The sequence below is a fragment of the Azospirillum sp. VT-I1 genome, assembly GCF_055698305.1.
Genome location: NZ_CP168803.1, coordinates 437,365 through 463,522 on the forward strand (window position 1 = coordinate 437,365; position 26,158 = coordinate 463,522).

Annotated in this window: 14 protein-coding genes and 2 pseudogenes; 8 read left to right on the top strand and 8 right to left on the bottom strand. The window is 71.6% G+C overall.

Going from position 1 to position 26,158, the window contains the following annotated elements:
• Nucleotides 1-15 precede the first annotated feature (15 nt).
• The 3 genes and pseudogenes from AB8P05_RS20600 to AB8P05_RS20610 all read left to right on the top strand — a co-directional run.
• The gene (locus AB8P05_RS20600) at nt 16-5,385 is read left to right on the top strand and encodes an SDR family NAD(P)-dependent oxidoreductase (protein ID WP_472760679.1); all 5,370 of its coding nucleotides are present in this window, start codon (nt 16-18) and stop codon (nt 5,383-5,385) included.
• Entirely contained in the window at nt 5,382-9,305 is a 3,924-nt protein-coding gene (locus AB8P05_RS20605) for a beta-ketoacyl synthase N-terminal-like domain-containing protein (RefSeq protein ID WP_472760147.1), read from the top strand. Before AB8P05_RS20600 ends, AB8P05_RS20605 begins: the two co-directional genes overlap by 4 nt.
• Nucleotides 9,306-9,572: 267 nt before the next feature.
• A pseudogene (locus tag AB8P05_RS20610) lies at nt 9,573-13,316 on the top strand (beta-ketoacyl synthase); the annotation flags it as partial.
• 454 nt (nt 13,317-13,770) lie between these two features.
• Here AB8P05_RS20610 and AB8P05_RS20615 read toward each other — a convergent pair.
• The 4 genes from AB8P05_RS20615 to AB8P05_RS20630 form a co-directional block, all read right to left on the bottom strand.
• Nucleotides 13,771-14,958 (bottom strand): cyclic nucleotide-binding domain-containing protein, encoded by a 1,188-nt coding sequence (locus tag AB8P05_RS20615; protein WP_472760148.1) that lies wholly within the window; start codon nt 14,956-14,958, stop codon nt 13,771-13,773.
• An 88-nt stretch (nt 14,959-15,046) separates the two neighbouring features.
• Nucleotides 15,047-16,081, bottom strand: a complete 1,035-nt coding sequence (locus tag AB8P05_RS20620; RefSeq protein ID WP_472760149.1) for a LysR family transcriptional regulator — start codon at nt 16,079-16,081, stop codon at nt 15,047-15,049.
• Nucleotides 16,082-16,225: 144 nt separating this feature from the next.
• Nucleotides 16,226-16,579, bottom strand: coding sequence for a TIGR02588 family protein (locus AB8P05_RS20625; RefSeq protein WP_472760150.1), 354 nt, complete (start codon nt 16,577-16,579; stop codon nt 16,226-16,228).
• 157 nt (nt 16,580-16,736) lie between these two features.
• The gene (locus tag AB8P05_RS20630; protein ID WP_472760151.1) at nt 16,737-17,618 is read right to left on the bottom strand and encodes a TIGR02587 family membrane protein; all 882 of its coding nucleotides are present in this window, start codon (nt 17,616-17,618) and stop codon (nt 16,737-16,739) included.
• A 209-nt stretch (nt 17,619-17,827) separates the two neighbouring features.
• Here AB8P05_RS20630 and coxB point away from each other — a divergent pair, with 209 nt between their 5' ends.
• The 3 genes and pseudogenes from coxB (at nt 17,828) to AB8P05_RS20645 (ending at nt 21,756) form a co-directional block, all read left to right on the top strand.
• Entirely contained in the window at nt 17,828-18,832 is a 1,005-nt protein-coding gene (coxB, locus tag AB8P05_RS20635; RefSeq protein WP_472760152.1) for a cytochrome c oxidase subunit II, read from the top strand.
• Nucleotides 18,833-18,917: 85 nt separating this feature from the next.
• Nucleotides 18,918-21,382, top strand: a pseudogene (gene ctaD / locus AB8P05_RS20640) (cytochrome c oxidase subunit I).
• A gap of 11 nt (nt 21,383-21,393) precedes the next feature.
• Nucleotides 21,394-21,756, top strand: coding sequence for a hypothetical protein (locus AB8P05_RS20645; protein ID WP_472760153.1), 363 nt, complete (start codon nt 21,394-21,396; stop codon nt 21,754-21,756).
• Nucleotides 21,757-21,871: 115 nt separating this feature from the next.
• On the opposite strand, the gene AB8P05_RS20650 is transcribed toward AB8P05_RS20645, so the two are convergent.
• The gene (locus tag AB8P05_RS20650) at nt 21,872-22,522 is read right to left on the bottom strand and encodes a peptidoglycan-binding domain-containing protein (RefSeq protein ID WP_472760154.1); all 651 of its coding nucleotides are present in this window, start codon (nt 22,520-22,522) and stop codon (nt 21,872-21,874) included.
• On the opposite strand from AB8P05_RS20650, the gene AB8P05_RS20655 reads away from it, so the two are divergent.
• Nucleotides 22,521-22,658, top strand: coding sequence for a hypothetical protein (locus tag AB8P05_RS20655; RefSeq protein ID WP_462620105.1), 138 nt, complete (start codon nt 22,521-22,523; stop codon nt 22,656-22,658). The two genes, AB8P05_RS20650 and AB8P05_RS20655, sit on opposite strands and share 2 nt — an antisense overlap.
• Nucleotides 22,659-22,699: 41 nt before the next feature.
• Here the strand turns inward: AB8P05_RS20655 and AB8P05_RS20660 are convergent, their stop codons facing one another.
• From AB8P05_RS20660 to AB8P05_RS20670, 3 genes are read right to left on the bottom strand one after another with little or no spacing between them, the layout of a single operon-like run.
• Nucleotides 22,700-22,813: a c-type cytochrome gene (locus AB8P05_RS20660; protein ID WP_472760155.1), complete on the bottom strand. Its 114-nt coding sequence runs from the start codon at nt 22,811-22,813 to the stop codon at nt 22,700-22,702.
• Nucleotides 22,789-23,865 carry a c-type cytochrome gene (locus AB8P05_RS20665; RefSeq protein WP_472760156.1) on the bottom strand — a complete coding sequence of 359 codons (1,077 nt, stop codon included), beginning with the start codon at nt 23,863-23,865 and terminating at the stop codon, nt 22,789-22,791. Before AB8P05_RS20665 ends, AB8P05_RS20660 begins: the two co-directional genes overlap by 25 nt.
• Before the next feature lie 4 nt (nt 23,866-23,869).
• Nucleotides 23,870-24,709 carry a cytochrome c oxidase assembly protein gene (locus AB8P05_RS20670; RefSeq protein WP_472760157.1) on the bottom strand — a complete coding sequence of 280 codons (840 nt, stop codon included), beginning with the start codon at nt 24,707-24,709 and terminating at the stop codon, nt 23,870-23,872.
• A gap of 177 nt (nt 24,710-24,886) precedes the next feature.
• On the opposite strand from AB8P05_RS20670, the gene AB8P05_RS20675 reads away from it, so the two are divergent.
• Entirely contained in the window at nt 24,887-26,158 is a 1,272-nt protein-coding gene (locus AB8P05_RS20675) for an efflux RND transporter periplasmic adaptor subunit (protein ID WP_472760158.1), read from the top strand.

Genomic DNA, 26,158 nt, shown 5'->3' on the forward strand with positions numbered 1-26,158 from the left:
ACATCCGAGACCGCCTTGAAGAACCGCCACCCCATCGCGATCGTCGGCATCGGCGCCATGTTTCCGGGTTCCGGCACCACGCACGGCTTCTGGCGCGACATCCTCGCCGGCCGGGACTGCATCGGCGACGTGCCCGCCACCCATTGGCTGGTGGAGGATTTCTACGATCCCGACCCGACGGCGCGGGACAAGACCTATTGCCGCCGCGGCGCCTTCCTGCCGCCGGCCACGCTGGACCCGCTGGAGTTCGGCATCCCGCCGCAGGCGCTGAGCGCCACCGACACCGCGCAGCTGCTGGCGCTGATCGTCGCCAAGGAAACGCTGGACGAGGCCTGCCGCACGCAGTTCCGCGACATCGACCGCAGCCGGACCAGCATCGTGCTGGGCGTGGCGTCCGCCACCGAACTGGTGGGCACCATGGGGGCGCGGCTGCAGCGGCCGGTCTGGGTCAAGGCCCTGCGCGAGGCCGGCCTGCCGGAGGAGGAGGTGACGGCCATCTGCGACCGCATCTCCTCCCAATATGTGGAATGGCAGGAGAGCAGCTTCCCCGGCGTACTCGGCAATGTGGTGGCGGGGCGGATCGCCAACCGGCTCGACCTCGGCGGGACCAACTGCGTGGTGGATGCCGCCTGCGCCAGTTCTCTGTCGGCACTGCTGATGGCGATGAACGAGCTGGAGCTTGGCCATTCCGACATGGTCATCAGCGGCGGCGTCGACGCCCTGAACGACATCTTCATGTACATGTGCTTCAGCAAGACGCCGGCCCTGTCGAAGAGCGGCGATTGCCGTCCCTTCTCCGACGCGTCGGACGGCACCATCGTCGGCGAGGGGCTGGGCCTGTTCGCCCTGCGTCGGCTGGAGGATGCCGAGCGCGACGGCAACCGCATCTATGCCGTCATCCGTGGGATCGGCTCCTCGTCGGACGGCCGCGCCACCAGCGTCTATGCGCCGCGGCCGGAGGGGCAGGCGGTGGCCCTGCGCCGTGCCTACGCCGATGCCGGATACGGGCCGCGCAGCGTCGAACTGGTCGAGGCCCATGGCACCGGCACCCGCGCCGGCGACCTCGCCGAATTCACCGCGCTGACCCAGGTGTTCCGGGAAGCCGACGCGGAAGCCGGCGCGTGGTGCGCCATCGGCTCGATCAAGTCGCAGATCGGCCACACCAAGGCCGCCGCCGGTTCCGCCGGGCTGCTGAAGGCGGCGCTGTCCCTGCATCAGAAGGTGCTGCCGCCCACCATCAAGGTCGAGCGGCCGGACAGCCGCCTGAAGCTGGAGAGCAGCCCCTTCTACCTGAACACCCGTGCCCGGCCCTGGGTGAAGGCGGACGGTCCCCGCCGCGCCTCCGTCAGCTCCTTCGGCTTCGGCGGCAGCAACTATCACGTCGCGCTGGAGGAATATGCCGGACCGCAAGCCGCGTCCCGCCTGTGGGCGGGCGGGGCGCTGCTGCTGGCGGCGGGCGCCGATGCGCGGTCCCTCGCCGACGCGGCGCGCGCCCTCGGCGCCCGCGTGGAAACGGAGGGGCTGGAGGCGGTCGCCCGCGACAGCCAGATCGCCTTCGATCCCGCATCCCGTTACCGCCTCGCCATCGTCGCCGCCGATGCCCGGCAGTTCGAGGAGCGTCTGGCGGTTGCGCTGAAGCAGACGGGAGCCTTCAGCGCGCCCGGCATCCATCTGGCGGTGGGTGGGGGTGGGGGCGGCAAGGTCGCTTTCCTGTTCCCCGGCCAGGGCAGCCAGTATGTGGCGATGGGCGCCGATCTGGCCGTAGCCTTCGACGAGGCCCGCGCCGTCTGGGACGGGCAGGCCGCCCTGCCGGCCGTGCCGGACCGGCCGCCGCTGCATCGCGTGGTCTTCCCGCCGCCCGCCTTCACCCGCGAGGAGGCGGAGGCGCAGGAGGCGTCCCTCACCCGCATGATCCACGCCCAGCCCGCCATCGGAACGGCGAGCCTCGCCCTGCTGGCCGTGCTGGAGCGTGCAGGAATCCGCGCCGATGCCGTGGCCGGCCATTCTTTCGGCGAGATCACCGCGCTGTGCGCCGCCGGCGCCATCGACCGTGACACCGCCCTGACCCTGGCGGCCGAGCGCGCCCGCTGCATGGAGGCTGCCGCGACCGGCAGCGACGGCGCCATGATCGCGGTGGCCGCCGGACGCGAGCGGGTAGAGCCGCTGCTGCAGGGCCTGGGCTTGGTGCTGGCCAACGACAACGGGCCGGAGCAGGTGGTCCTGTCCGGTGCCCGCGCGGCGGTCGAGAATGCCGCGGTGCGGCTGGAGGCCGAGGGGCTGCGGGTCGTCCGGCTGAAGGTCGCCAGCGCCTTCCACTCGCCGGTGGTCGCGCAGGCCGCCCAGACCTTCCGCAGCGTCCTCGACGGCATGGCGTTCGGGGCCTTCGCGGTCCCAGTCTATGCCAACCTCACCGCCGCGCCCTATGACGCCGCCGATGTCCGCGGCCTGCTGGCCGGGCAGATCGCCGGCACGGTGCGCTTCCGCGAAACGGTCGAGGCGCTTTATGCCGACGGCGTCCGCAGCTTCGTGGAGGTCGGGCCGGGTGCGGTGCTGACCGGGCTGGTGGCGCAATGCCTGGGCGACCGCCCGCATCTGGCGGTGGCGCTGGACCGGCGCGGCTCCAACGGCGTCGCCTGCCTGCTGGACGGCCTGGGCGCGCTGGCGGTGCATGGCGTGCGCGTGGATTTCGCGGCGCTGTGGACCGGCTTCGCCGAAGAACGCAAGCCGAAGCCGGCCTCGCCCGCCGCCGTCCGGATCAGCGGCGCCAATTTCGGCAAGATCTATCCGCCGCCGGACGGGGCCGCGGCATTGCCGAAGCCCAACCCGCCGCGCCCGGCCATTGCACCGCCGGTGCCGCCCGCGCCGGTTGCCTCCACTCCGGCTCCATCCATTCCGGTCCGTCCGGCGCCGGTCCGCCCCCATTCCATCGAAGAAGCTCCGATCATGGTCACGAACTCTCCCGCTCCGCAGCCGGCGCCCACCCCCGTCGCGACCGCGTCGGTTGAGACGATCTATCACCATGTCGCCGACGCCCATGCCGCTTTCCAGCGGGCCATCGCCGAGAGCCATCAAGCCTTCCTTGCGGTCGCCGGCCAAGCGATCCAGAGCCTCAGCGGCGTGCCGGCGCAACCGGTGGCGATGCCGGCGCCGGCCGCCCCGATGATGCCGGCCGCGCCCGCCATCGCCGCTCCGGTGATGCAGCCGGCCGCGCCGGTCATGCCGGTGCAAAGGCCGGCACCCGCCCCGGCGGCTCCGCAGCCAGCCGCCGCGGCCCGGCCCCAGCCGGCGGCGGTGCCCGCCGCGCCCAAGCCTGTTCCGGTTGCTGCACCCGCTCCCGTTGCCGCCGCACCAGCGGTCAATGCCCGGGACATCGTGCTGGCGGTGATCGCCGACAAGACCGGCTACCCGGTGGAGATGCTGACGGCGGAGATGGAGCTTGAGGCCGGACTGGGCATCGATTCCATCAAGCAGGTGGAGATCTTCTCGACCCTCCAGGAGCGCATCCCGGCGCTGGGCGGTGCCGACATGCGCGAACTGAACGCGCTGAAGACCATCGGCCAGATCCTCGCCATGGCCGACAGCCGCAGCGGCGCCACCCCCGCACCGGCCCCCGTGGCAGCCCCTATGGCGGACCCCATTCCGGCGGCCAAGCCGGTGACACCGTCCGTCGATGTCGGCGCGCTGTTCATGGGGCTGGTCGCCGAGAAGACCGGCTATCCCGTCGAGATGCTGAGCCCGGAGATGGAGCTTGAGGCCGGCCTCGGCATCGATTCCATCAAACAGGTGGAGATTTTCTCGGCTCTGGTCGAACGCCTGCCCGAACTGGCCTCGGTCGAGATGCGCGAGTTGACCGCGCTGAAGACCGTCGGCGCGGTGATCGCCCGCATCGAGGGCGACGCCCCGGCCGCCCAGCAGGCGCCGGCGCCGCAGACCCAGGCACTGCCCGCGTTATCGGCAGGCACCATCCGCACCTGTTCCGTCCTGGAGGAGCGGCAGGCGGGCGGTGCCGACATGCTGCGCGGCCTGACCAGCGTCGCCATCGTCCCGGATTCGTCCGGCGTCGCCGCCGAACTGGCGACTCTGCTGTCGGCCAAGGGCATCGCCGCCCGGATCGCCGAGCTGCCGGGCGGGCAGGACGACGCGGTTCTGTTCCTGGCCGGGCTGGACGGGGCCGATGCGGCTTCGGCCGCCGACCTGCACTGGCGCGCGCTTGCCGCGGCCAAGGCCGCCGATGCCCGCCTCGGCAAGACAGGCGGGGCCTTCGTCACCGTCGAGAAGGGTGGCGAGGCTTGGCTGGGGCTGGGCGGCCTCGTCCTGACGGCGGGGCACGAGTGGCCGGCGGCGCGGGTCAAGGCCATCGAGCTGGAGCCGGGAAGCCGCTCTGCCGCCGAACTCGCCCGCGCTCTCGCCGCCGAGATCGCCACCGGCGACGGCGATGCGGAGGTCCGGCTCGTCGCCGACGGCAAGCGTCTGGTGCGGACCCTGCGCCGGCATGAGGCGGCCGACGGTCCGCTGCCGCTGGAGCAGGGCGCGGTCATCGTCGTCTCCGGCGGTGCGCGCGGCGTGACCGCCGTGGCGCTGGAGCAGCTGTCCCGCCGCATCCGTCCCACCCTGGTCATCCTGGGCCGCAGCGACCCGAACGCCGCCCCGGTCCTGCCCGGCATTCCCGAGGATGCCGATGAGGCCAGTGTCCGCCGGGCGGTGATCGTCGGCCCCGGCGCCGGCCGGCAGCCGCGCGAGATCGAGGCGATGGTCAAGGCCATCCTGTCCGCCAACGAGGCCCGCGCCACCATCCGCCGGCTGGAGGCAGCGGGCGCCCGCGTCCGCTACCGCCGCGCCGACGTGCGCGATGCAGCGTCGGTCGCGCAAGCGCTGGCGGCGGTCCGTGCCGAGGCCGGGCCGATCTCCGGCATCGTCCATGGCGCCGGCGTGCTGGCCGACAAGCGCATCGCCGACAAGACGCGCGACCAGTTCGACGCCGTCTTCGGCACCAAGGTGGACGGCATCGCCAATCTGCTGGCCGCCACCCGCGAGGATCCGCTGCGCGTCATCTGCCTGTTCTCCTCCGTCGCGTCGCTGCACGGCAATGCCGGGCAATGCGACTACGCCATGGCCAACGGCGTGCTGAACGCCGTGGCGCGGGCCGAGGCGGCGCGCCGGCCGGACTGCACGGTCAAGGCCATCGCCTGGGGTCCGTGGGACGGCGGCATGGTCGGACCGGCGCTGAAGCAGCATTTCCGCCGCATGTCGGTCGAGCTGATCGCGCCGGCGGACGGCGCCGACTTCATGCTGCGCGAACTGGCGCAGCCGCCGGCCGGCGATGCCGTCGTCTCCTGCATCGGGCGTTCGGCCGCCGCGGGTGCTGCCGTCGGACGGGCGGCATGACCCGGTTCCCGCCCATCGCCATCGTCGGTCATGGCTGCGTGCTGCCCGGCGCCCTCGGCCCGGCGGAGCTTTGGCGGGCCGTCGTCGAGGGGCGGGATTTGCTGCGCCCGGTGCCGCCGGGCGTCTGGCGCGTCGATACCGCGAAGGCGTTGTCGCCCGAGGCGCCCGAGCGCTCCGCGACCGACCGCGGCGGCTATGTGCAGGGCTTCGACGCCGTGTTCGACCCCGGCGGCTTCGCCTGCCCGGCGGAGGAGTTGGCCGGGCTCGACCCGCTGGTGCTCTGGCTGGTCCACAGCGGGCGCGAGGCGCTGCGCGAGGCCGGGCTGGACGTCACACCGCGCGGGCGCTGCGGCCTGATCGCCGGCAATCTGTCCTATCCCACCGCCAGCCTCAGCGCCTTCGCCGAGGCGGTCTGGCTGGACCGGGATGGGCCGAAGCCCGCCAACCGCTTCTCGTCGGGCCTGCCGGCACAGCTGGCCGCCCGCGCGCTGGGGCTGAGTGGGCCGGCCTTCTGCCTGGATGCCGCCTGCGCCTCCTCGCTCTATGCCGTCAAGCTGGCCTGCGACCAGCTGCATGACGGAAGCGCCGACCTGATGATCGCGGCGGGCGTCAACCGCGGCGACGACCTGTTCCTGCATATGGGCTTCACCGCGCTGAACGCGCTCAGCCCCACCGGCCGCAGCCGGCCGTTCCACCGCGAGGCTGACGGGCTGATCCCCGCCGAAGGGGCGGCCTGCGTGGTGCTGAAGCGGCTGGACGACGCCGTGCGCGACGGCGACCGCATCCTTGGCGTCATCCGCGGTATCGGCCTGTCCAACGATGGGCGCAGCCGCGGCTTCCTGGTTCCCGATGCCGGGGGACAGGAGCGCGCCATGGCCGGTGCCTATGCCCAGGCGGGTTTCGGGCCGGGGGCGGTGTCGCTGCTGGAATGCCACGCCACCGGGACGGCGCTTGGCGACGCCACCGAGATCGCCAGCATGGGCCGCGTCTTCGCCGGCTTGCAGGATGTGCCGATCGGGTCGCTGAAGTCCAACCTGGGCCACCTGATCGCCGCCGCCGGTCTGGCCGGCATGGTCAAGGTGATCCAGGCGATGGCGGCCGGCATCCGCCCGCCGACCCTGCATGCCGATGCCGCACCGCTGGACGGCATCGGCGCCTCGCCCTTCCGCCTGCTCCACCAAGCGGAGCCGTGGGAGGGAGCGGGACCGCGCCGCGCCGGTATCAGCGCCTTCGGCTTCGGCGGCAACAACGCGCATCTGCTGCTGGAGGAGTGGCGGCCCGCCGCCGTCTCCGTCCCGGTCGCCGTTGCCCCGCCGCCCTTGCGCGTGGCCGTCGTCGGCCTTTCCGTCGTCACCGCCGCCGATGACTTCGCAGCGGCGCTCGCCGCACCGCCGCCGTTGGGAGACGCACCGCGCGCGCTGGACCGCATCACGCTGGACCTCGCCGCCACCCGCTTCCCGCCCGCCGACCTGCAGCATGCCCTGCCGCAGCAACTGCTGGCGATGAAGGCGGTGGCGCGGGCGGTCGCGGAGGCGCCGGTTCTGCCCGCCGCGGCCACCGGCGTGCTGATGGGCATGGGCTGCGACGCCGAGGTGGCGCGGCGCGGCCTGGGCGTGCGGCTTGCCGACCTGTGCGGCCCCGACGCCAGTGTCGATCTCGGCCCGCCGCTGAACGCGGCCGGGGTCATCGGCACCATGCCCAACATCGTCGCCAACCGCTTCAACGCCCAGTTCGACTGGCGCGGCCCCAGCTATTCGGTGTCGGCGGAGGAGCTGTCGGGCATCGCCTCGCTGCGCATCGCCGCCCGCGCCCTGGTGACGGGCGAGCTGGACGCGGCGGTCGTCGGCGCGGTCGACCTGTCCTGCGAGCCGGTGCATCGCAGCGCGCTGGCCGCCCTGCGCCCCGACCTCGACATGCCCGGCGACGCCGCCGTCGTCCTGGTGCTGCGCCGGGTGGAGTGCGCCGAGGCCGCCGGCGAGCCGATCCACGCCATCCTCGACCTGTCCTCTGCACCCGACGCCGGCACCGAAGCCGGGTTCACCATCGCCGGACCGCAAGGTGCGAGCCCCGTCACCCGCCGCTTCGGCCATGCCCATGCGGCATCCGGCCTGCTGCATGTGGCCGCCGCCATCGTCGCCTGCCGCGGGCGGATGAAGCCCGGAGAGGGCGCTGCCCACCCCTGGCTGGATGGCGTCCGCCTGCGCGCCCGCGTGAGCGTGGAGGCTTTGGGCGGCGCGACCGACGGGCTGTTGGTCGAGGGCGGAAGCATCGTCGAGCCGGCGGTGCCGCCGCCGGCCACGCGCCTGCGCTGGTTCGCCGCCGCGGACCGGGCCGGGCTGTGTGCGCGCATCCGGCGCGGCGAGGATGGCGGGCAGGGGCCGGTGCGTCTCGCCTTCGCCTGTCCGGCCGGCAAGGAGGCCGACGCCCTGGCCCGCGCGCTGGCCATTGCCGAGGGGCGCGAGGCTGCCGCCGACGGCATCCATTTCCGCGAGCGTCCGCTCGGCGGCGGGCTGGCCCTGGTCTTCACCGGGGCCGCGGCGGCTTATGAGGGGATGGGGCGCGAGCTTTTCCTGTCGATGCCCGATGTCGGCCGGGCCGTGACCGCGCGCTTCCCCATCCTCGCCCATGCGGCGGAGCGGCTGTACGGATCGGCCGGGCCGCTCGACGCCATGGCGCAGCTGCAGACCTGCGCGCTGATCTGCCAGACCCATGCGGAGGTGAGCCGGGGCGTGCTCGGCCTGCGGCCCGAGGCGGTGATGGGGCTGTCCTCCGGCGAGACCAACGCGCTGTTCGCCGCGGGGGTGTGGTCGGACATGGGCGCCATGTTCGCGGAGATCGACGCGTCGGGCATCTATGGCCGCCACCTGACCGGCGACTGCCTTGCGGCCTCGCAATCCTGGGGGCAGGCGCATGCCGCCGACTGGCGCAACTGGCGCCTGCTGGCCCCCGTCGGGGAGGTGGAGGCGGCGCTGGAGGGCCTGCCCCGCGTCTCCATCACCATCGTCAACGCGCCGCAGGACTGCGTGATCGGCGGCGATGCCGAATCCTGCCGTCAGGCGATCGCGCGCATCGGGGGAAGCCGTGCCCTGCCGCTCGGCCAGGACATGGTGGTGCATTGCGCCGAGATGGAGCCCTGCGCCCCGGTCTGGCGCCGCATCCACAGCCGCGCGACCACGTCGCCCGAGCGCATTGCCGTCTATGCCAACGCCTTCGGCGAAGCCTACCGGCCGTCGGTGGAGCTGTGTGCCGAGGCGCTGACCCGTCAGGCGATGGAACGGGTGGACTTCCCCCGCACCATCCGCCGCGCCCATGACGACGGGCTGCGGATCTTCGTCGAGCATGGCCCGCGCAACGCCCTGACCCGCTCCATCGCCGCCACGCTGGCCGGCCGCGAGCATCTGGCGGTCAGCCTGGACCATCCCGGCCGCGCGCCGCTGGAGCAGCTGGCCCATGTGGCGGCCGAGCTGTTCGCCGCCGGGCAGGACCCCGCCATGGCCGAGGTCGCCCGCCGCCTGGACCGCCGGACCGCCGCGCCGCCGGCCCAGCCCCTGACCTTCGCCGCCCATGCCGCACCCGTCGTGGTCATTCTCGGACAGCCGATGCCCCCCGCGCCACCCCTGCCGCCGGTCGCCGCCCTGCCGCCGCCCGATCTCGCCGCCCGCCGTCCCCTGGACGAGGTGGCGGAGCCGGTGGTGGTGATCGCCGACCTGCCGCCTCCTGCGATGCCCAGCACGCCTGCGCCAGCGCCGATCCCGGTGGCCGACAGCCCAATCGCCCGCATCCTCGCCCGCACGGCAGAGCTTCACACCGGCTACCTGAAGACCGCGTCGGAGTTGCACCGGAGCTACCTGCAAGGCTTCGGCGTGCCGACGCTGTCCGCTCTCCCTCTTCCCCCACTCCTCCTCTCCCCGTCGGGGTGAGGGGGGTGCATGGGGTGGATTCTCGGGATACGGCCGCCGCGCTTCCCCCTCACCCTAACCCTCTCCCCGGGGGGAGAGGGGATCGTCACCCCGGACCGTCCGCTCTGGGACCGCGCCCAGCTGGAAATCCTGGCATCCGGCAAGGTGTCCGACATCTTCGGCCCGCTGTTCGCGCAGCAGGACGGCTACGCGCGGCAGGTCCGCATGCCGGAGCCGCCGCTGCTGCTGGTGGACCGCGTCATGTCCATCACCGGCGAGCCGGGCGGCATGGGGCTGGGCTCCATCGTCACCGAGACGGACGTCACGCCCGACAGCTGGTATCTGCACAACGACCGCATGCCCATTGGGCTCGCCATCGAATCCGGGCAGGCCGATTTGCTGCTGATCTCCTGGCTGGGCGCCGATTTCCGCAACAGGGGCGAGCGCGTCTATCGCCTGCTGGGCTGCGAGATGACCTACCACGAGGGCGGCCTGCCGAAAGTCGGCGACACGCTGCGCTACGACATCCACATCGACGGCCATGCCCGCATGGGCGAGGTCGGGCTGTTCTTCTTCCATTACGACTGCCGCATCGGCGACCGGCTGGTGCTGTCGGTCCGCAACGGGCAGGCCGGCTTCTTCACCGACCATGAGCTTGCCAACTCCGGCGGCGTGCTGTGGAGCGCCGAGGAGGACCGGCCGAAGGAGGGCGCGCGCCTGGATCCGCTGCCCTGTCCGTCGCGCCACCGGTCCTTCACCGCCGAGCAGCTTGACCTCTGGACCGCCGGCCGGGCCTTTGCCTGTTTCGGCGAGGGGTTCGAGCTGGCCGGCAGCCACCAGCGCACGCCGGCGATCCCGCAGGGGCGCATGCGCCTGATCGACAGCGTGAGCGTCTTCGAACCGCAGGGCGGCCCATGGGGCCGGGGCCATCTGCGGGCGGAAAGCCATGTCCCGGCCGACGCCTGGTTCTATGCCGGCCACTTCAAGAACGATCCCTGCATGCCCGGCACGCTGATGGCCGAGGGTGCGGTGCAGGCGGTGGCGACCTTCATGGCGGCCGGCGGCTTCACCATCGGGCGCGATTCCTGGCGGTTCGAGCCGGTGCCGGACGAGCCCGCCCGCTTCGTCTGCCGCGGGCAGGTGATCCCCGACGCCGCCCATCATCTGGTCTACGAGGTCTTCGTCGAGGAGATCGAGGACGGGCCGACGCCCATCGTCCGCGCCGCCCTGCTGTGCAGCGCCGACGGCTTCAAGGTCTTCCACTGCCGCGCCTTCGCCGTGCGGATGGTGCCGGACTGGCCGCTCGGCCAAGGGCGCCACGCCCTGCCGGCGCTGGCGGAGGCGCCGCGCATCGTCGGCACCCGCGGCGACGTGCGCGGCGATTACGAGGCGCTGCTGGCCTGCGCCTGGGGGGCGCCGTCCCTGGCCTTCGGCAGCATGTATGCCCGCTTCGACGCCGGGCGGGTGCCGCGGCTGCCGGGGCTGCCCTATCACTTCATGACCAGCGTGGTCTCGGTGGATTGCCCGGCCGGGGAGCCGACCGTCGGCGGCACGCTTCTCGTCGATTACGCGGTGGAACCGGAGGCGTGGTACTTCGCCCGCAACGCGGCGCCGGTCATGCCCTTCTGCGTGCTGATGGAGGTGCTGCTGCAGCCCTGCGGCTGGCTGGCCTCCTACATGGGCTTCGCGCTCGCCTCCACCGAGGATCTGGCGATCCGCAACCTGGACGGCGACGCCGCCCGGGTGATGGCCGAGGTGACGCCGGCCGACGCCCGGGTCCGCACCGAGGCGACGCTGACCCGCTTCTCCCGCGCCGGCGGCATCACCCTGATCGCCTTCAAGGTCCGGGCCTGGGTCGACGACCGGCCGCTGATGGAGCTGGAGACCTCCTTCGGCTTCTTCGCGTCCGCCGCACTGGCGAAGCAGAACGGCCTGCCGCCGCTGCCGGCCGACGAGGCGCGGGGGATCCCTCCCGCCACGCCCGTGGTGGAGCCGCGCGGTGCCAAGCTGGCGGACGGCATGCTGCGCATGGTGGACGAGGTCACCGGCTGGTGGCCGCAGGGCGGGGCCGGCGGGCTGGGGTTGATTCGCGGCCGGCAGACGGTCGATCCTGAGTCCTGGTACTTCAAGGCCCACTTCTTCCAGGACCCGGTCCAGCCCGGCTCGCTGGGGGTCGAGGCGCTGCTGCAGTTGCTGGAGCGCGCCATGGTTCTGGCGGGGCTGGACGCCGAGCTGCCATCGCCGCGCTTCGAAGGGGCCGCCCTGGACGTGGCGCTGCGCTGGAAGTATCGCGGTCAGGTCGTCCCCACCAACCGGACCGTCACCACCGAAATCGAGATCTTGCGGATCGAGCGCGACGAGCGCGGCATCCTGGCCGTCGCCCGCGGCAGCCTGTGGGCCGACGATCTGCGCATCTACGAGGTGGACGGGCTGGCGGCGCGCCTGGTGCCCGGCGATGGCGGCGGCAACGGCGGCATCCGCCTGGATTTGGACAATGCCCCCTGGCTGGGCGACCATCGCCCCACCCATACCGCGGCCGCGGTCCCGCTGACCTGCCTCGCCGACATCATGGCGGCGGCTCATAGGGGATGCGTCACCGCCCTGGAGGATGTCAGGGTGCAGCGCTGGGCGACGGTGCCGGTGACGCTGGTTCCGGCGGTGGAGCCCGGCGGGCGCGTCACCCTGCGGGATGAGGGCGGCATCCTGGCGACCGGCCGGGTGATCCGGGCCGACGCATGGCCGGCTCCGCCGCAGCCCTTCGAGCCGCTGGAGGACGCCCGGCCCTCGCCATGCCCCTATGCCGCGGCGGAATTGTTCCACGGCCCGGCCTTCCAGATTCTGAGCGGGCTGCAGGTCGGCTCCCGCGGCGCGTCGGCCGATCTGGATGCGGCGAAGGCGGCGCGGGTGCCGGGGATGCTCGGTCCGGCGCTGCTGGATGCCGGTCTCCACGCCACGCCGCGGCATGCCCCCGAACTCTGGTGGGGGGACGGGGCGGCGGGGATGCTCGCCTATCCCAGCGCCATCGAGCGGCTGCGCTTCTTCGGTTCGACGCCGCGCGACGGCATGGTCCGCATCGAGGTGCGCGCCCTTCCCCTGGACGGGCAGGGGCGTGCCCGGTCGCGCCTGCAATGGATCGCCGGCGGCCGGGTCTGGGCCGAGATGGAGCTGGCCGACGTGCTGTTCCCCAAGGGCGCGCTCGGCAACGCGCCCGCCCTGGCGCGGCAGGCCTTCCTGCGCGACCGCAAGGCGGCGCCCGGCGTGCGCCTGTCGCGGGCGGAGAACGGCGCCAGTCGGCTCAGCGCCCGCGAGGTGGCGGCGAGCAACTGGCTGCCGGGAACGCTGGAGAGCCTCTATGGCGTGTCGGGCAACCCGTCCGACATGGCCCGCGCCATCGCGGGGAAGGAGCATGCGGCGGCACAGCTCGGCGTCCATCCTGGGGTGGTGACGGTCGAGGGCGATGTCGCCCGCTGCGCAGCCGCGCCGCTCAACCCGCTTCCGCTGTCGGCCGCGCGCGACGGGGCCGACTGGGTGGTGACGGGAGAGATGCCGGCCGCACCGGACATCACGCCGCTGAAGACCTTCTGGCGTGCCCATCTCGGGACCGGCGACTGGCCGGTGGAGGATCTGTTCGCGGCCCTGGCCGGCGAGTTCGTCGGTCAGGTGCGCGTGGCGGAGCCGGACGGGCTCGCCCGCATCCGCGACTGCGGCGCGCTGTTCCTCGGCAACCATCAGGTGGCGGTGGAATCGCTGACCTTCACGCTGGTGGCCGCCGCCCTGACCGGCCGGCCGATCCTGACCGTCGCCAAGGCGGAACATCGCAACACGTGGCTGGGCAGCCTGCTGGCCTTGTCCGGGAGCGCTCCGGATTTGCACCTGCCTCAGATGATGCTGCTGTTCGACCGCGAGGACCCGGCGGCCATGCTGGGGCTGATGGAGCAGGCGCAGGACGCGGTGAAGCAGCACGGCATGTCGATCATGGTCCATGCGGAGGGCACGCGGTCGCTGTCCTGCCGGACGCCGGTGTCCCGCCTGTCCGGGGTGTTCCTGGATCTGGCGGCGAGGCTGGATGTTCCCATCCTGCCGGTCCGCTTCGCCGGCGCGCTTCCGGTGGAACCCGCGCCGGAACGGCTGGAGTTCCCGCTGGGCTTCGCCCGCCAGGACATCCATATCGGCCACCCGCTGTGGCCGGAGGACTTGGCAAGCCTGCCGTTGGCGGAGCGCAAGAGGGCCGTCCTGGACGCCATCAACGGCACCGGCCCCGCCCCGGACGGCGAACATCCCAACGAACCGCGTCCGGAATTTGAAGCGGCGGCCGGGACGATGGCCGCCACGCAAGGGCTCGGCCTGCCCCGCGCGGCGACCCTGCAGGCGGTGTTGAACGCGATCCCGGCGGATCGTCCGCTCGCCCGTCTCGCCCGCCGCATCGCGGCGGGGAGGGGGAGGAGGCCGACCCGTGGCTGTCCGCCCTGGCCGGCTGGTTCCGGGCTCAGTAGATGGGGATGCCGACGACCATCAGCCCGAAGACGCCCAGGATGGCATGGGACACGCTGCTGCCGACCAGCGATCCCTGCCGGGCGAAGATCCAGCCCCAATAGAGGCCGATGGGGAACACCGCCAGCGCCAGCGCGATGGACACATGCAGGTGGGTAGCGCTGAACAGCATGTTCGACAGGACGATGGCCTCCACCGTCTTGTATTTGCTGGTCAGGAACAGCTGGAAGGATGCCTGGGTGCCGCGGGCGATGGTTTCCTGGATCGGCGTGAAGGCGCAGTAGGCGCTGCCGTACAGCAGGATCTCGCCCAGCGACAGGCCGGTGGAGCGGGCGAGGTCGAACACCGGCTGCCCTTGCAGCGACGGGATCATCGTCACGCCGATCCATTTCAGTGTGACGATCAGCAGCGCGATGGGGATGGACAGCACCACGCCTTCCAACGCATTGCGCCGCCAGTTCTTCAGGGTGAAGCCATAGGCGCTGGGCGGCCAGGGGCTGGTCTTGACGGTGCGGTACACGCCGAAGGCGAAGGCGGTCAGGATCGGCAGGCTGATGAGGGAGGTGTCGGGAACCACCTTGCTGAGCGCCGTGGTGACGCCCAAGGCGAACATGTAGAAGCAGAGGCCGACCAGCAGGCGGAAGATGAACTTGCTCATCTCCACGCGGTTTTCCGCCTCGTTCAGCTGGCGGCGCAGGGTCTGGACCGTCACCTCGTTGGTGCGGCGCAGGCGCGCGGCCAGTTGATAAGCCATATTGATCTTGAGACGGCTGTCCACGCCGAGTTGGCGGTCGGGATGTTCGCGCAGGCGGGCGAGCGGGACGGCGATGACCTCGCTGTCCTCGGCGGCGCGGACGGCGCCGGAGCGCGGGCCGCTGTCGAGCAGCGACACCTCGCCGATGGACTGGCCCGCCGTCAGCAGGGCGAGGCGGTGGCGGACGTCGCTGCCCTCCTCGCGCTTCAGCACCTCGAAGCTGCCGGAGAGGATGAAGAAGAGGGCGTCGCCGGGATCGCCCTCCTCGAACAGAAGCTGGCCCTGGGGGATCTTGCGCGGGCCGTCCATGATGGCGGCCAGTTGCCGGATGTTCTCGTCGGAGAAGCCTTCCAGAAGAGGCGCGCTCCTCAGACGCTCGTCGATTTCCAGATGCCGCGCATCCGACGGCGCGCCACCAACAACGTCCATCTCCATCCCCCTCGCCCGATAAGCGCGGGCACCTTAACGCATGGGGAAAGGGGTTTGAAGTGACATGAGAAATCGGGACGGGCCCGGCTCAGACGACGCAGAGGCAGGCGCCCTCCTGGTCCATGGCGACGGAATCGACGGCGACCGGCAGCTTCTGCGCCTTCTCCGGCATCTTGGGCCGGTGGGCCTCGCCGCGGCAGGCGTCGATCGGCAGATCCTCCCCCTGCATCAGCGGGCAGCGCTCGAAAATCTCCGCCACCCAGTCGACGAAGACCCGCACCTTGGGCGACAAATGGCGGTTCTGCGGATAGAGGGCGGAGATCGGCATCAGCGCCGGGCGCCAGTCCGGCAAGATCTCCACCAGGGCACCGCTACGCAGGTGGGGCAGGGCCATGAAGCGGGCAGGCTGGATGATGCCGAGCCCCTCCACCCCGCAGGTGACGTAGGCGTCGGCATCGTTGACCGAGACGGTGCCGGCCATCTTCACCTCGCGCTCAACCCCGTCGCGCTCGAAGCTCGGTTCATGGACCTTGCCGGTCCGGGTGAAATACTTGACGGCGACATGGCTCTGCAGCTCGTCCAGCGTCTTCGGCATGCCGTGGGCGGCGAGATAGGCAGGGCTGGCGCAGGTCACCGAACGGAAGGCGCCGACCCGCCGGGCGATGAGGCTGGAATCCTGAAGCTCGCCGACGCGCAGCACGCAGTCCACCCCCTCCTGGATCAGGTCGATGGGCCGGTCGCTGAGACCCAGCATCAGTTCGATGTCGGGATAAGCGCTGTGGAATTCATGAATCGCCGGGATGATGACCAGCCGGCCGATGGAGCCCGGCATGTCCACCCGCAGCCGGCCGCGCGGCGTCTTGCGCGCGCTGGTGAAGGAGGATTCGACCTCCTCCAGCTCCTGCAGGATGCGGGTGGCGCCCTCCAGATAGGCGGCGCCGTCCAGCGTCAGGCTCAGCTTGCGGGTCGTCCGCTGGAGAAGCCGGACGCCCAGCGATGCCTCCAGGTTCTGGATGGTGGTGGTGACCGAGGCGCGCGGCAGCCCCAGCGTGTCGGCCGCCTTGGTGAAGCTGTTGACCTCCACAACCCGAACGAAGACGCGCATCGCGTGAAGCTTGTCCATGGCCGTCCTGCCCCGCCCTGCGTCGGCACCGCGCCCGGTATGGGCGGCGCCGCTGGTTGAATAGGCGCTATTTAACCATGACGGGCGGCGCTGTCGATCATTCGGACGGACATGGCTGGGTCGATGCTGCCGATCCGGGGGTCGCTACGGCTCGCTGTAGCCGGTCGGGGCGATGCGCAGGTCGAAGCGGGCGGGGTCCTGCTGGAAGACCAGGCCGCCGAAGCGTTCGGAGTAGGGCGGGAGATAGTCGAACTCGGCCTCCGCCGCCTCGACCACGCGGTCGCCGGACCGCAGCTCCCCGCGCACGCGCAGGGTGGCCGCGGTGGCGGTTGTGCGGTTGACGATCTTGAAGCGCACCGTGTGGCCATGGCCGCTGACCTGGGTCTCCACCACGGCGATGTCGATCCTGCCGGGCACCTCGCCGTGCTCCCGAAGGCCGTACTGCACCATGTAGACGATCATGGCGGCGATCAGCAGGGCGCCGATGCCCGCCGCCACCCATTCCAGGGGGAGGTCGGCGGCGCCCGTTCGGCATCCGTCCTGGCCCTTTCCCGGTCGGCGGGCCGGGGCGTAGGCCGGGTGCGCTCCGTCGCCGCGTCGGTCCGCCGGGGTGCCGGGCCGCCTTTCGTGGTCATCGGGGTGTCCTCCCTTCCGGTCACAGGATCAGGCGGGCGGCCGCCGCGCCGATGGCGCAGGGAAAGCCCAGGACGACGGTGGCGCTGATGATCTCCGCCAGCCCGGTGCCGTCGGTCCGGCCGAAGGTCCACAGCAGGTAAAGGCAGATCGCCAGCACGATGACGTAGCCGACGACGGTGAAGCGCAGGAACAGGCTCCAGAACCCGACGCCGCCGGGCGGCTTCGACCCGCCGGGCAGCTCCACCGCATAGACGAAGGCGTGCATCAGCATCAGCGACAGCAGCATGAGCGCGATCTCCCGCCACGGGTCCATCATGTAGGACAGCAGGACCATCTCCTCCGTCGGGGCGACGTTGAGGCCGAGGAAGAGCGCGCCGACCCCCATCAGGAACAGCTCCTGCCCGTAGGTCATGGAGTCCTGGCGCTGCATGCTCTCTGCCGTCTTCTCGCCCAGCTGGTCGCGGGCCAGCATGGCGCCGATGGCGGCGGGGAAGCTCTGCAGCGCGATCTTGCCGATCAACTCGCGTGCGGGCATGTCGAAGGACAGCACCTTGAAGATGCCGAGGATGACGGCCGACATCACCACCGCCACCGCGATGGCGACGAAGGCGTCGGCGATGTCGTCGCGCAGGCTGGCGTTGGACTTGAAGCCGCTGACCACCGACAGCCCGATCAGCAGCGGGATCAGCAGGACCAGCAGCAGCACCAGCCGCCAGGGCGACATGGTGAAGCCGATCCACCACATCTCCATCGTCATCAGCATCGGCAGCGAGAAGATCAGCGCCCCGGCGAAGGCGCGCGCCAGCCCGACCAGGAAGGACCGGTTGTCCTCATAGACGGGCCTGTCCGGTTTGGCGGCATCCGGTCTGGCGGCTTCGTACGGGCCGGTATCGGCGGTCATCCATCGTCTCCCCAACCCGGCCGCAGGGTCGTCGCGGCCCGCATTCCAGTGTGAACGCTCACGGCCACGCACAGGTTTCCGCGCCGTGCGAAGGAAGATGAGGGTACCGAGGAAACCGCCGAGCCTCTGCTGTGTTGACCCTGGTGGGACCATGGGTGGGGAAATGGGGCGCGGGGCGATGAGCCTCCCCGTTGACGGGAGGAGGGGGCATGGACTGGCCGGGCCGGCGAACGGCGAGACATTCTCTGCGGCCGCCCCTGCCGGCAGCGGTCCTGGCGCTTGCCGGGTGCGAGGGACGGCAGTCGGCGCTGGACGCGGCCGGCGTCAGCGCACAGGAAATCCTGGTCACCAGCTGGATTCTGTTCATCGGCGGGGCCGTAATCTTCGTGGTCGTGATGGCGCTGGCGCTCTACGCCGCCTTCGTCCGGCCGGAACGCTTTCCCGGCCGCCGCGCCTGGGTGATCGGCGGCGGCATCCTGTTCCCGGTCGTCACGCTGACCGCGCTTCAGATTCATGAATTCGCGCTGGCACGCCGTCTGGCGACGCTGGCGCCGGAACCGGCCTTCGTGGTGGAGGTCACCGGGCTGATGTGGTGGTGGGACGTCCGCTACCTCGTGCCGGGGCAGGAGCCGCTGCGCGCCGCCAACGAGATCGTGCTGCCGGCTGGCCGGCCGGTGGAGCTGCGGGTCGCCAGCGCCGACGTCATCCACAGCTTCTGGGTTCCCAGCCTCGCCGGCAAGATCGACATGATCCCCGGCCATGTGAACCGCCTGCCGCTGGTGGCGCAGCGGCCGGGGCTCTACCGCGGCCAATGCGCCGAATATTGCGGGGCGCAGCACGCCCTGATGGCCTTCGACGTCCGGGTGTTGCCGGCCGACGAGTTCGACGCCTGGATGGCGGCGCAGCGCCGTCCGGTGCCGGAGCCGGCGACGCCCGAACTGGCGCGCGGGCGGGACGCCTTCTTCGCGCTCGGCTGCCAGTCCTGCCACGCGGTGCGCGGCACCGAGGCGGCCGGGCTGGCCGGGCCGGACCTCAGCCGCATCGGCGCGCGCGCCTCGCTCGCCGCCGGGACGCTGCCGGTGCGGGTGGAGAGCATCGCCGCCTGGATCGCCGGCGCCCAGCACATCAAGCCCGAGAACCGCATGCCGTCCTTCGACGTGACCGACGGCGAGACCCTGCACGCCATGGCCGCCTGGCTGGAGAGCCTGAAATGACCCTGCGCACCGACGAGCCCCGCGACGAGTTCCCCGGCGGCGGGCCGACTCCCAGCCCGACCCCCGGCCGGCGGGGGAGGAGGAGGTGCTGCGCCGCGTCTGGCGGCTGCCGGCCGGGATCGCGCGCCTGACGGCGGTGAACAACACCAAGGTCGGCGTCTGGTACATCGGCACCGCGCTGCTGTTCTTCCTGATCGCCGGGGTGCTGGCGCTGGTGATGCGGCTGCAACTGGCCGTTCCCGGAAACGACCTGCTCGACCACGGCACCTACAACCAGTTCTTCACCGTCCACGGCACCGGGATGATGTTCCTGTTCGCCGTGCCCATCGTCGAGGCCATCGGCGTCTTCCTGCTTCCCTCCATGCTGGCGGCGCGCGACCTGCCCTTTCCGCGGCTGTCGGCCTTCGCCTTCTGGGCCTATTTCTTCGGCGGAATCTCCTTCTTCTGCTCGCTGATCTTCGACGCCGCACCCGACGGCGGCTGGTTCATGTACCCGCCGCTGACCAGCTACGAGCATTCACCCGGCATCAATGCCGATTTCTGGCTGCTCGGCATCGGCTTCATCGAGATCTCGGCCATCGCCGGCGCCATTGAGATCGTCGTCGGCATCCTGCGCACCCGCCCGCCCGGCATGACGCTGGACAAGCTGCCGATCTATGCCTGGTCGATGCTCGTCATGGCTGGGATGATCATCTTCGCCTTTCCCGCCGTCATCGTCGCCACCGCCCTGCTGGAGATCGAGCGCGCCTTCCACTGGCCCTTCTTCATCGCCGAGAGGGGCGGCGACCCGCTGCTGTGGCAGCATCTGTTCTGGTTCTTCGGCCATCCGGAGGTCTACATCATCTTCCTGCCGGCGGCCGGTCTGGTGTCGATGATGGTGCCGGCGCTGGCCCGCCGGCCGCTGGTGGGGCATGACTGGGTGGTTCTGGCGCTGGTCGGCACCGGATTCTTCAGCTTCGGGCTGTGGGTCCACCACATGTTCGCCACCGGCATCCCGTCGCTGTCGCTCAGCTTCTTTTCCGCCGCCAGCATGGCGGTGGCGGTGCCCAGCGGCATCCAGGTGTTCGCCTGGATCGCCACGCTGGGGGCGGGGAGGTGCAATGGACCGTCGCCACCCATTTCCTGTTCGGCTTCCTGTTCATCTTCGTGCTGGGCGGGCTGACCGGCGTGATGGTGGCGGTCGTGCCCTTCGACTGGCAGGCCCATGACAGCTACTTCATCGTCGCGCACCTGCATTACGTGCTGATCGGCGGCATGGTGTTCCCCGTCTTCGCCGGGCTGTACCACTGGTGGCCGACGCTGAACGGCCGCCTGTTGTCGGAGCGGCTGGGGCGCTGGGCCTTCTGGATGATGTTCATCGGCTTCAACGTCGCCTTCTTCCCCATGCACATCAGCGGTCTGCTGGGCATGCCGCGCCGGGTCTACACCTATCCCGGCGACCTCGGCTGGAACCTGCTGAACATGATCTCGACGGTCGGTGCCTTCGTGCTGGCCTTCGGCGTGCTGCTGGTGCTGATCGACATGGCGCGCAGCGCCTTCGGCGGCGGGCGGAAGGCGTCCGACAACCCGTGGAACGCCGGCACGCTGGAATGGCTGCCGAACGAGCTTTACGCCACCCGCAGCATCCCGCACGTCACCAGCCTCTATCCCCTGTGGGACAAGCCGGACCTGCCGCGCGAGGTGCGCGAGGGCGCGCATTTTCTGCCCGGCGCCCCGACCGGCCGGCGCGAGACCATCGTCACCAGCCCGATCGAGGCCAAGCCGCAATACCTGATGCCGCTGCCGGGGCCGCATTGGGGGCCGTTCCTGGCCGGGCTGTTCACCGCGGCGCATTTCCTGTGCCTGACCGTGCAGTGGTATTATCCGTCGCTGGTCCCGGCGGTGCTGGCCATCGCCATGGTGATCTGGTGGCTGTGGGGCCTCGACACCGGTGCCGACCATCCGCCGCAGGATGTCGGCGGCGGCTGGCGCGTGCCGGTCTACATCCAGGGGCCGAAGAACCATTCCTGGTGGGGCATGGTGGTCCTGCTGCTGGTGGACGGCACCGCCTTCGCCTGCCTGATCTTCACCTACCTGTTCCTGTGGACGGTCAGCCCCGATGTCTGGCCCACGGGCGGAGACCGGCTGCCGGGTCTGCCCTGGCTGGCCGGCGGGCTGGCGCTGTGGGGGCTGTCGGCGCTCGCCATCGGCTGGGCGCGCAAGTCCGTCGACCATAACCGCCATGGCCGCGTCCGCATCGGCCTGATCGTCGCCTGGGCGGCGATGGTCGGCGGCATCCTGCTGGACGCCAACGCCCAGATCGGCACCGGCCTCGTCGGTGCGGCCAGCGCCTATGGCGCCATCACCTACATGCTGGTGGCGTGGCAGGGCTTCCATGTGGCGGTGATGACGCTGATGCTGGGCTACACGCTGGCCCGCTCGGCCGCCGGCCTCCTGCATGCGGAGCGGCGGGTGACCTTCGACAACACCATGCTGATGGGCTGGTACAGCGCGGCGCAGGGGGCGACCGCCCTTCTGCTGCTGCACCTGTTCCCCCGTCTGGCGATCTGAGAGGGGGCGTCATGTCGGGCCGCAGCTTTCCCGTCACCTTCGGCGCCATGCTGGCGCCCTTCCTGATCTGGGCCGGGCATTTCGGTCTGGTCTATGCCATCAACGGCGCGGTCTGCGCGCGGGCGCCGGAGGGGGCGATGCTGTTCGGCTATCCGATGTCGGCGGCGCTGGTCGCCGTCGCGACGGTGCTCGCGATGGGCTGGGTCGCGGTCCTGCTGGCGCTGGCGCTGCGTGGGGCCGGGCCGGCCGGCCATGTCGCCTCCGCCGATCCGCGCCGTTTCGCCCGCTGGTTCGTGGTTGCCGGGGCGGGCTCGGCCCTGGTCGCCATCCTGTGGGTCGGCCTGCCGGCGCTGCTGGTGCCGGCCTGCGGGTGACGCTACCCCCTAAAGCACTTCGCCGGTTCCGAGGCACCGGCGGCGGCCGGAGTGGCCGCCGCGGATGACCCGAAACCGGCGATGCGGTTTCCGGAGAGCCGGATTACTGCCCAGATTACTGCTGGGTGCCGGTCTGGCCCATCGAGCCCTGCGGGGTGCTCTGGTTTTGCGGGGTGTCGCTCGGCACGGTGCCGGTGGTGCCCGTCGTGCCGGTGCCCGTATTGCCGGTCGTGCCCGTGCTGCCGGCGGTGCCGGTGTTGTTGGTGGTGCCGGAGGTGCCGCTCAGGTTCAGCGCGGCCATGGTCTGCTCGTCGGCGCGGCCGGTGGCGCGCAGGCCGTTCTCGCGCTGGAACTGCATCAGGGCGCGGCGGGTGTTGGCGCCCCAGACGCCGTCCACGGCGACGTCGCGGCCGTCGGTGCGGTCGTTCAGCGCCTGCTGGATTTCGCGCACCTGCTCGCTGCTGAGGTTGCTGGAGGTCATGTTGCCGGAGCGGCGGGCCGAGTTGCGGTTGGAGCCGCTGCCCGACGTCTCTTCCCGGACCTCCGCGGTCGCGCGGTCGGTCACGCGGTCGGTCTTCTTGCTCAGGCTTTCGTCCATGCTGTTGCCGGCCACGGCGCCGCCGACGCCGCCGACCACCGCACCGACCGGGCCGCCGACGACGGCACCGGCCACGGCACCGCTGCCGGCACCGGTGGCCGTCCGCGAGGTCTCCGTGCTGCCGCAGGCGCTGAGCGCGAACAGGGCGCCGGCGGCCGTGGCGGTCATGACGATCTTCGAAATCCTCTTCGAATTCCCAAGCATGGTTGCCATCCTTCTCGATTACGCTTCGATGTTGGCGACCCGCCGCCCGGTGCGGCCTGTACTGTCCTGCCGCACGGCAAGCGACAGCTGGGTCATGTGATGAACAATCAGCAGCGGGCCTTCTTGTTCCCTGGCGTCGTCTCAGGATTTTCCGTCATCGCCCTTCACCATGGCGTCACCGTGGGCGCGGCGGGAGTAATACTCGGCGACGGCGTCGATCTGTTCGTCGGTCAGTCGGCGGACCGCCGCCTCCATGATGCGGGACAGCGCCGTGTTGCCGCGCGCCTCGTCGCGCCACAGCCGCAGCTGGCCGGCGATGTAGGAGGCATGCAGGCCGTCCAGCGTGGGATAGCGCGGGTCGCGGGCATGGCGGCTGTCGTCCCCCTTTCATGGCAGCCCGCACAGGCGGCGACGCCGCGCCCGGGATCGCCGGCCTCCGCGATGCGCCGGCCCAGCTCCAGCAGCTCAGGGGCGGGCTCCGCGGCTGCGAAGCTTGGCATTGCAGGCTTCTGGGCGGCGTAATGGTCGGCCAGGGCGCGAATGGCCTCGTCGTCCAGGCCGGCGGCGACCGGCTGCATGATGCCGCTGAAGCGGTTGCCCTCGGCATAGGCGCGCAAGGTCTCGTACAGGTAATCCGCCGACTGCCCGGCCAGCCGCGGGAAGGCGCCGTCGGCGCCGCCGTTGCCGTCCCGGCCGTGACAGCGGGCGCAGTCCTGCAGGGTCTCGCCCAGCCGGCCGGTTTCCGGGCCGCTGACGGGGCCGGTCAGGTCGGCCACGCGGGGACGCCCTTCCGGCTGGGTCCCGCCGAAAGCGAGGCTGCGGTATTCTTCCGCGCTCATCCCTTTGAGCCGCAGGAGAAAGGCGGTAACCGCCCAGGGTTCGTCCTTGCGCTGCTGCGCCGGCCAGGCCGGCATGCCGGCGTACTTGATGCCGTTCAGGGTGATCCAATACAGCTCCCGCGGCTTCCAGTCCGCCAGCTGGTTCGGCAGATAGGGCGGCTCCGGCATCATGTGGCGGGAGATCGGGTTGCGCGGCGCGTCGGGCGCGCCGTGGCAGGGGGCGCAGCCGTCCTCGTAATGGCCGGCGCCGCGGCGGATCAGCGCCGGGTCGTCCAGGTCGGGCGGTTCCTCGACGAAGGCGGCGTGCGTCTCGACCGAGCTGCGCATCGCCATCTCGAAGAACATCTCGACGGGCGTCCAATGCTCCTTGGTCGCCGCGACGCTGTAGAGGCCGGACCAGGCGAACAGCAGCCCGCCGATGCCGGCCGCCACCGCCGCCAGGGCGAGGGTCGTCAGGGTGCGCCGCATGCCCTCACCCGGCCTTTCCGCCGGAGAACCGGCCGTCATCGATGCGGTCGTCAGCACTCTGCCGCAGCCAGCGCGCCGCACCGGCCAGCACCAGCGCCACATAGGCCAGCGATCCAACCACCCCCATGATGAGCCCGCCGAGCTGCTGGTCGGCCAGCGGCGACAGGCCCCAGGCGGCGGTGGTGGTCAGGTGGTAGGGGAACAGCGGCGTCCCGGCGAAGATCAGCAGGCCGGCCAGCATCGCCAGATGGACCGAGGTGCCGAAGGCCGCCAGCAGCCCGCGCAGGCGCATGGCGTTGTCGGCGGGCGCCAGCACGCTCCGCCACGCCGCCACCGCCCCGGCGAGCAGCGTGCCGTGCATCGACCACAGCACCGCGTCGTTCGCCAGCGCCGCCATGTAGGGACCCGGCAGGTGCCAGACCCACAGCGTGATGCCGAACAGGCCCCAGGCCAGCTCCGGCCGTTCCAGCGGCCTCACCGCCGTCCGGAGCCAGCCCGGCCAGTTCACCGCCCCGGCCGGCCCGCCGAGCACGAACAGCGGGGCCGCGACCTGCACGGTCAGCAGATGCTGGGCGACGCGGGCGGAGAACAGGGCGGAGGTCAGATTGCACAGCGGGGAGACGAAGGCGATGCCCAGGACCAGCCAGCCGGCTGCGAGGCACCAGGGCCGGTGGCCGGAAGCGCCGCCCGAAAGCCGTGCCCGGCGGGTCGCCGCCGCCAGCCCGGCCGCCGCCAGGACGAAGGCGGCGAGCAGCCATGGGTCGCTGTTCCAGGCCGTTTCCAGCCTCCCCGGCACCGGCGGCGCGCCGCAGTAGGGGACGAAGGGAAAGGCGTCTGTCGGCATGGCGTGGCCTCGCGGGATCCGGGGTCTTTCCGTTCAGTCCAATGACCGGGGCGCCGGGATGTTCCCGGCAAAGCGACGTTTCAGCCGGATGTGCAGGGAGCAGAACGCCCGCCGGGGTGTTGTTCGCGCATGGCCGGATCGGATACGGGCCAATCGGAAACGTCGCCGGAGACCGTCATGCCCGCCGCCCATCCCTGCTGCGCCCGCGCCCTTCCCGTCCTCTGCGCGGCGATGCTCGCAGGGCTGTTCGCCGCCGGACCCGCGAGGGGGCAGGGGCAGCCGGGTGCCGGCGGGAACGCGCCGCCGCCCGCGGTGACCACCGCGCCGGTGCAGAACCGCGACGTGGCCCCGGCAACGGAGTTCATCGGCCGGATCGAGGCGATCCGCTCCTTCGACGCGCGACCGCGGATCGAAGGCACCGTGGAGCAGGTCGCCTTCCAGGAGGGGCAGGACGTCCATGAGGGCGACCTGCTCTATGTGATCGAGCCGGCGCCCTATCAGGCGGCGCTGGACAGCGCCAAGGCGCAGCTCGCCAGCGCTGAGGCCAAGCTGCGCGAGGCGGAGCGCGCCTATGCCCGCGCCGACGAGCTGCGGCAGCGCGGCAACGTCTCGCAGGCGCAGCTGGATCAGGCGCTGGCCGACCGCGACGCCGCCCAGGCGGATGTGATGATGAACCAGGCGCAGGTCCGCACCGCGGAGATCAATCTCGGCTACACCCGCATCGCCAGCCCGGTGGACGGCCGCATCGGCGCCACGGCGGTGACCCAGGGCAACCTCGTCAACCCCTCCACCGGCGTGCTGGCGACGGTGGTGCAGCTCGACCCCATCCGTGTCGTCTTCTCGGTCGCCGACCGCGACATGCTGGCCTTCCAGCGCCGGTTCGAGGTCCGCCAGCCGGCCCAGGCGGCGGAGAAATACGTGCCGACGCTGGTCCTCCCCGACGGCAGCGACTATGCCGAACAGGGCCAGATCGAGTTCGCCAACAACCGCGTCGATCCGCAGACCGGCACCGTCAGCATCCGCGCCACCTTCGCCAACCCGCAGCGCCTTCTGCTGCCCGGCCAGTATGTGACGGTGCAGATCCGCCGCGACCAGCCGGAACAGCGCCCGGTGGTGCCCGTCGCCTCGGTCCAGCAGGACCAGCAGGGCAGCTACGTGCTGGTGCTCGACGACCAGAACCGGGTGCAGCGCCGCCCGGTGGAAACCGGGGCGCAGGTCGATCAGTCGCTGGTGGTGGAGAAGGGCCTGACCGCCGGCGAGACCGTGGTGGTCGGCGGCGTGCAGAAGGTGCGGCCGGGCATGGTGGTGCAGCCCACCCCGGCGGAACGGATGGCCGACCGCACGCAGGCGGGCGCCGCGCCGTCTTCCACGCCGTCTGCCGCGGGGACGGCCGGCAGCGGCGCCGCCGCCCCGGCGAGCGGTGCCGGCTCCGGCACGGCGAAGGAGTGA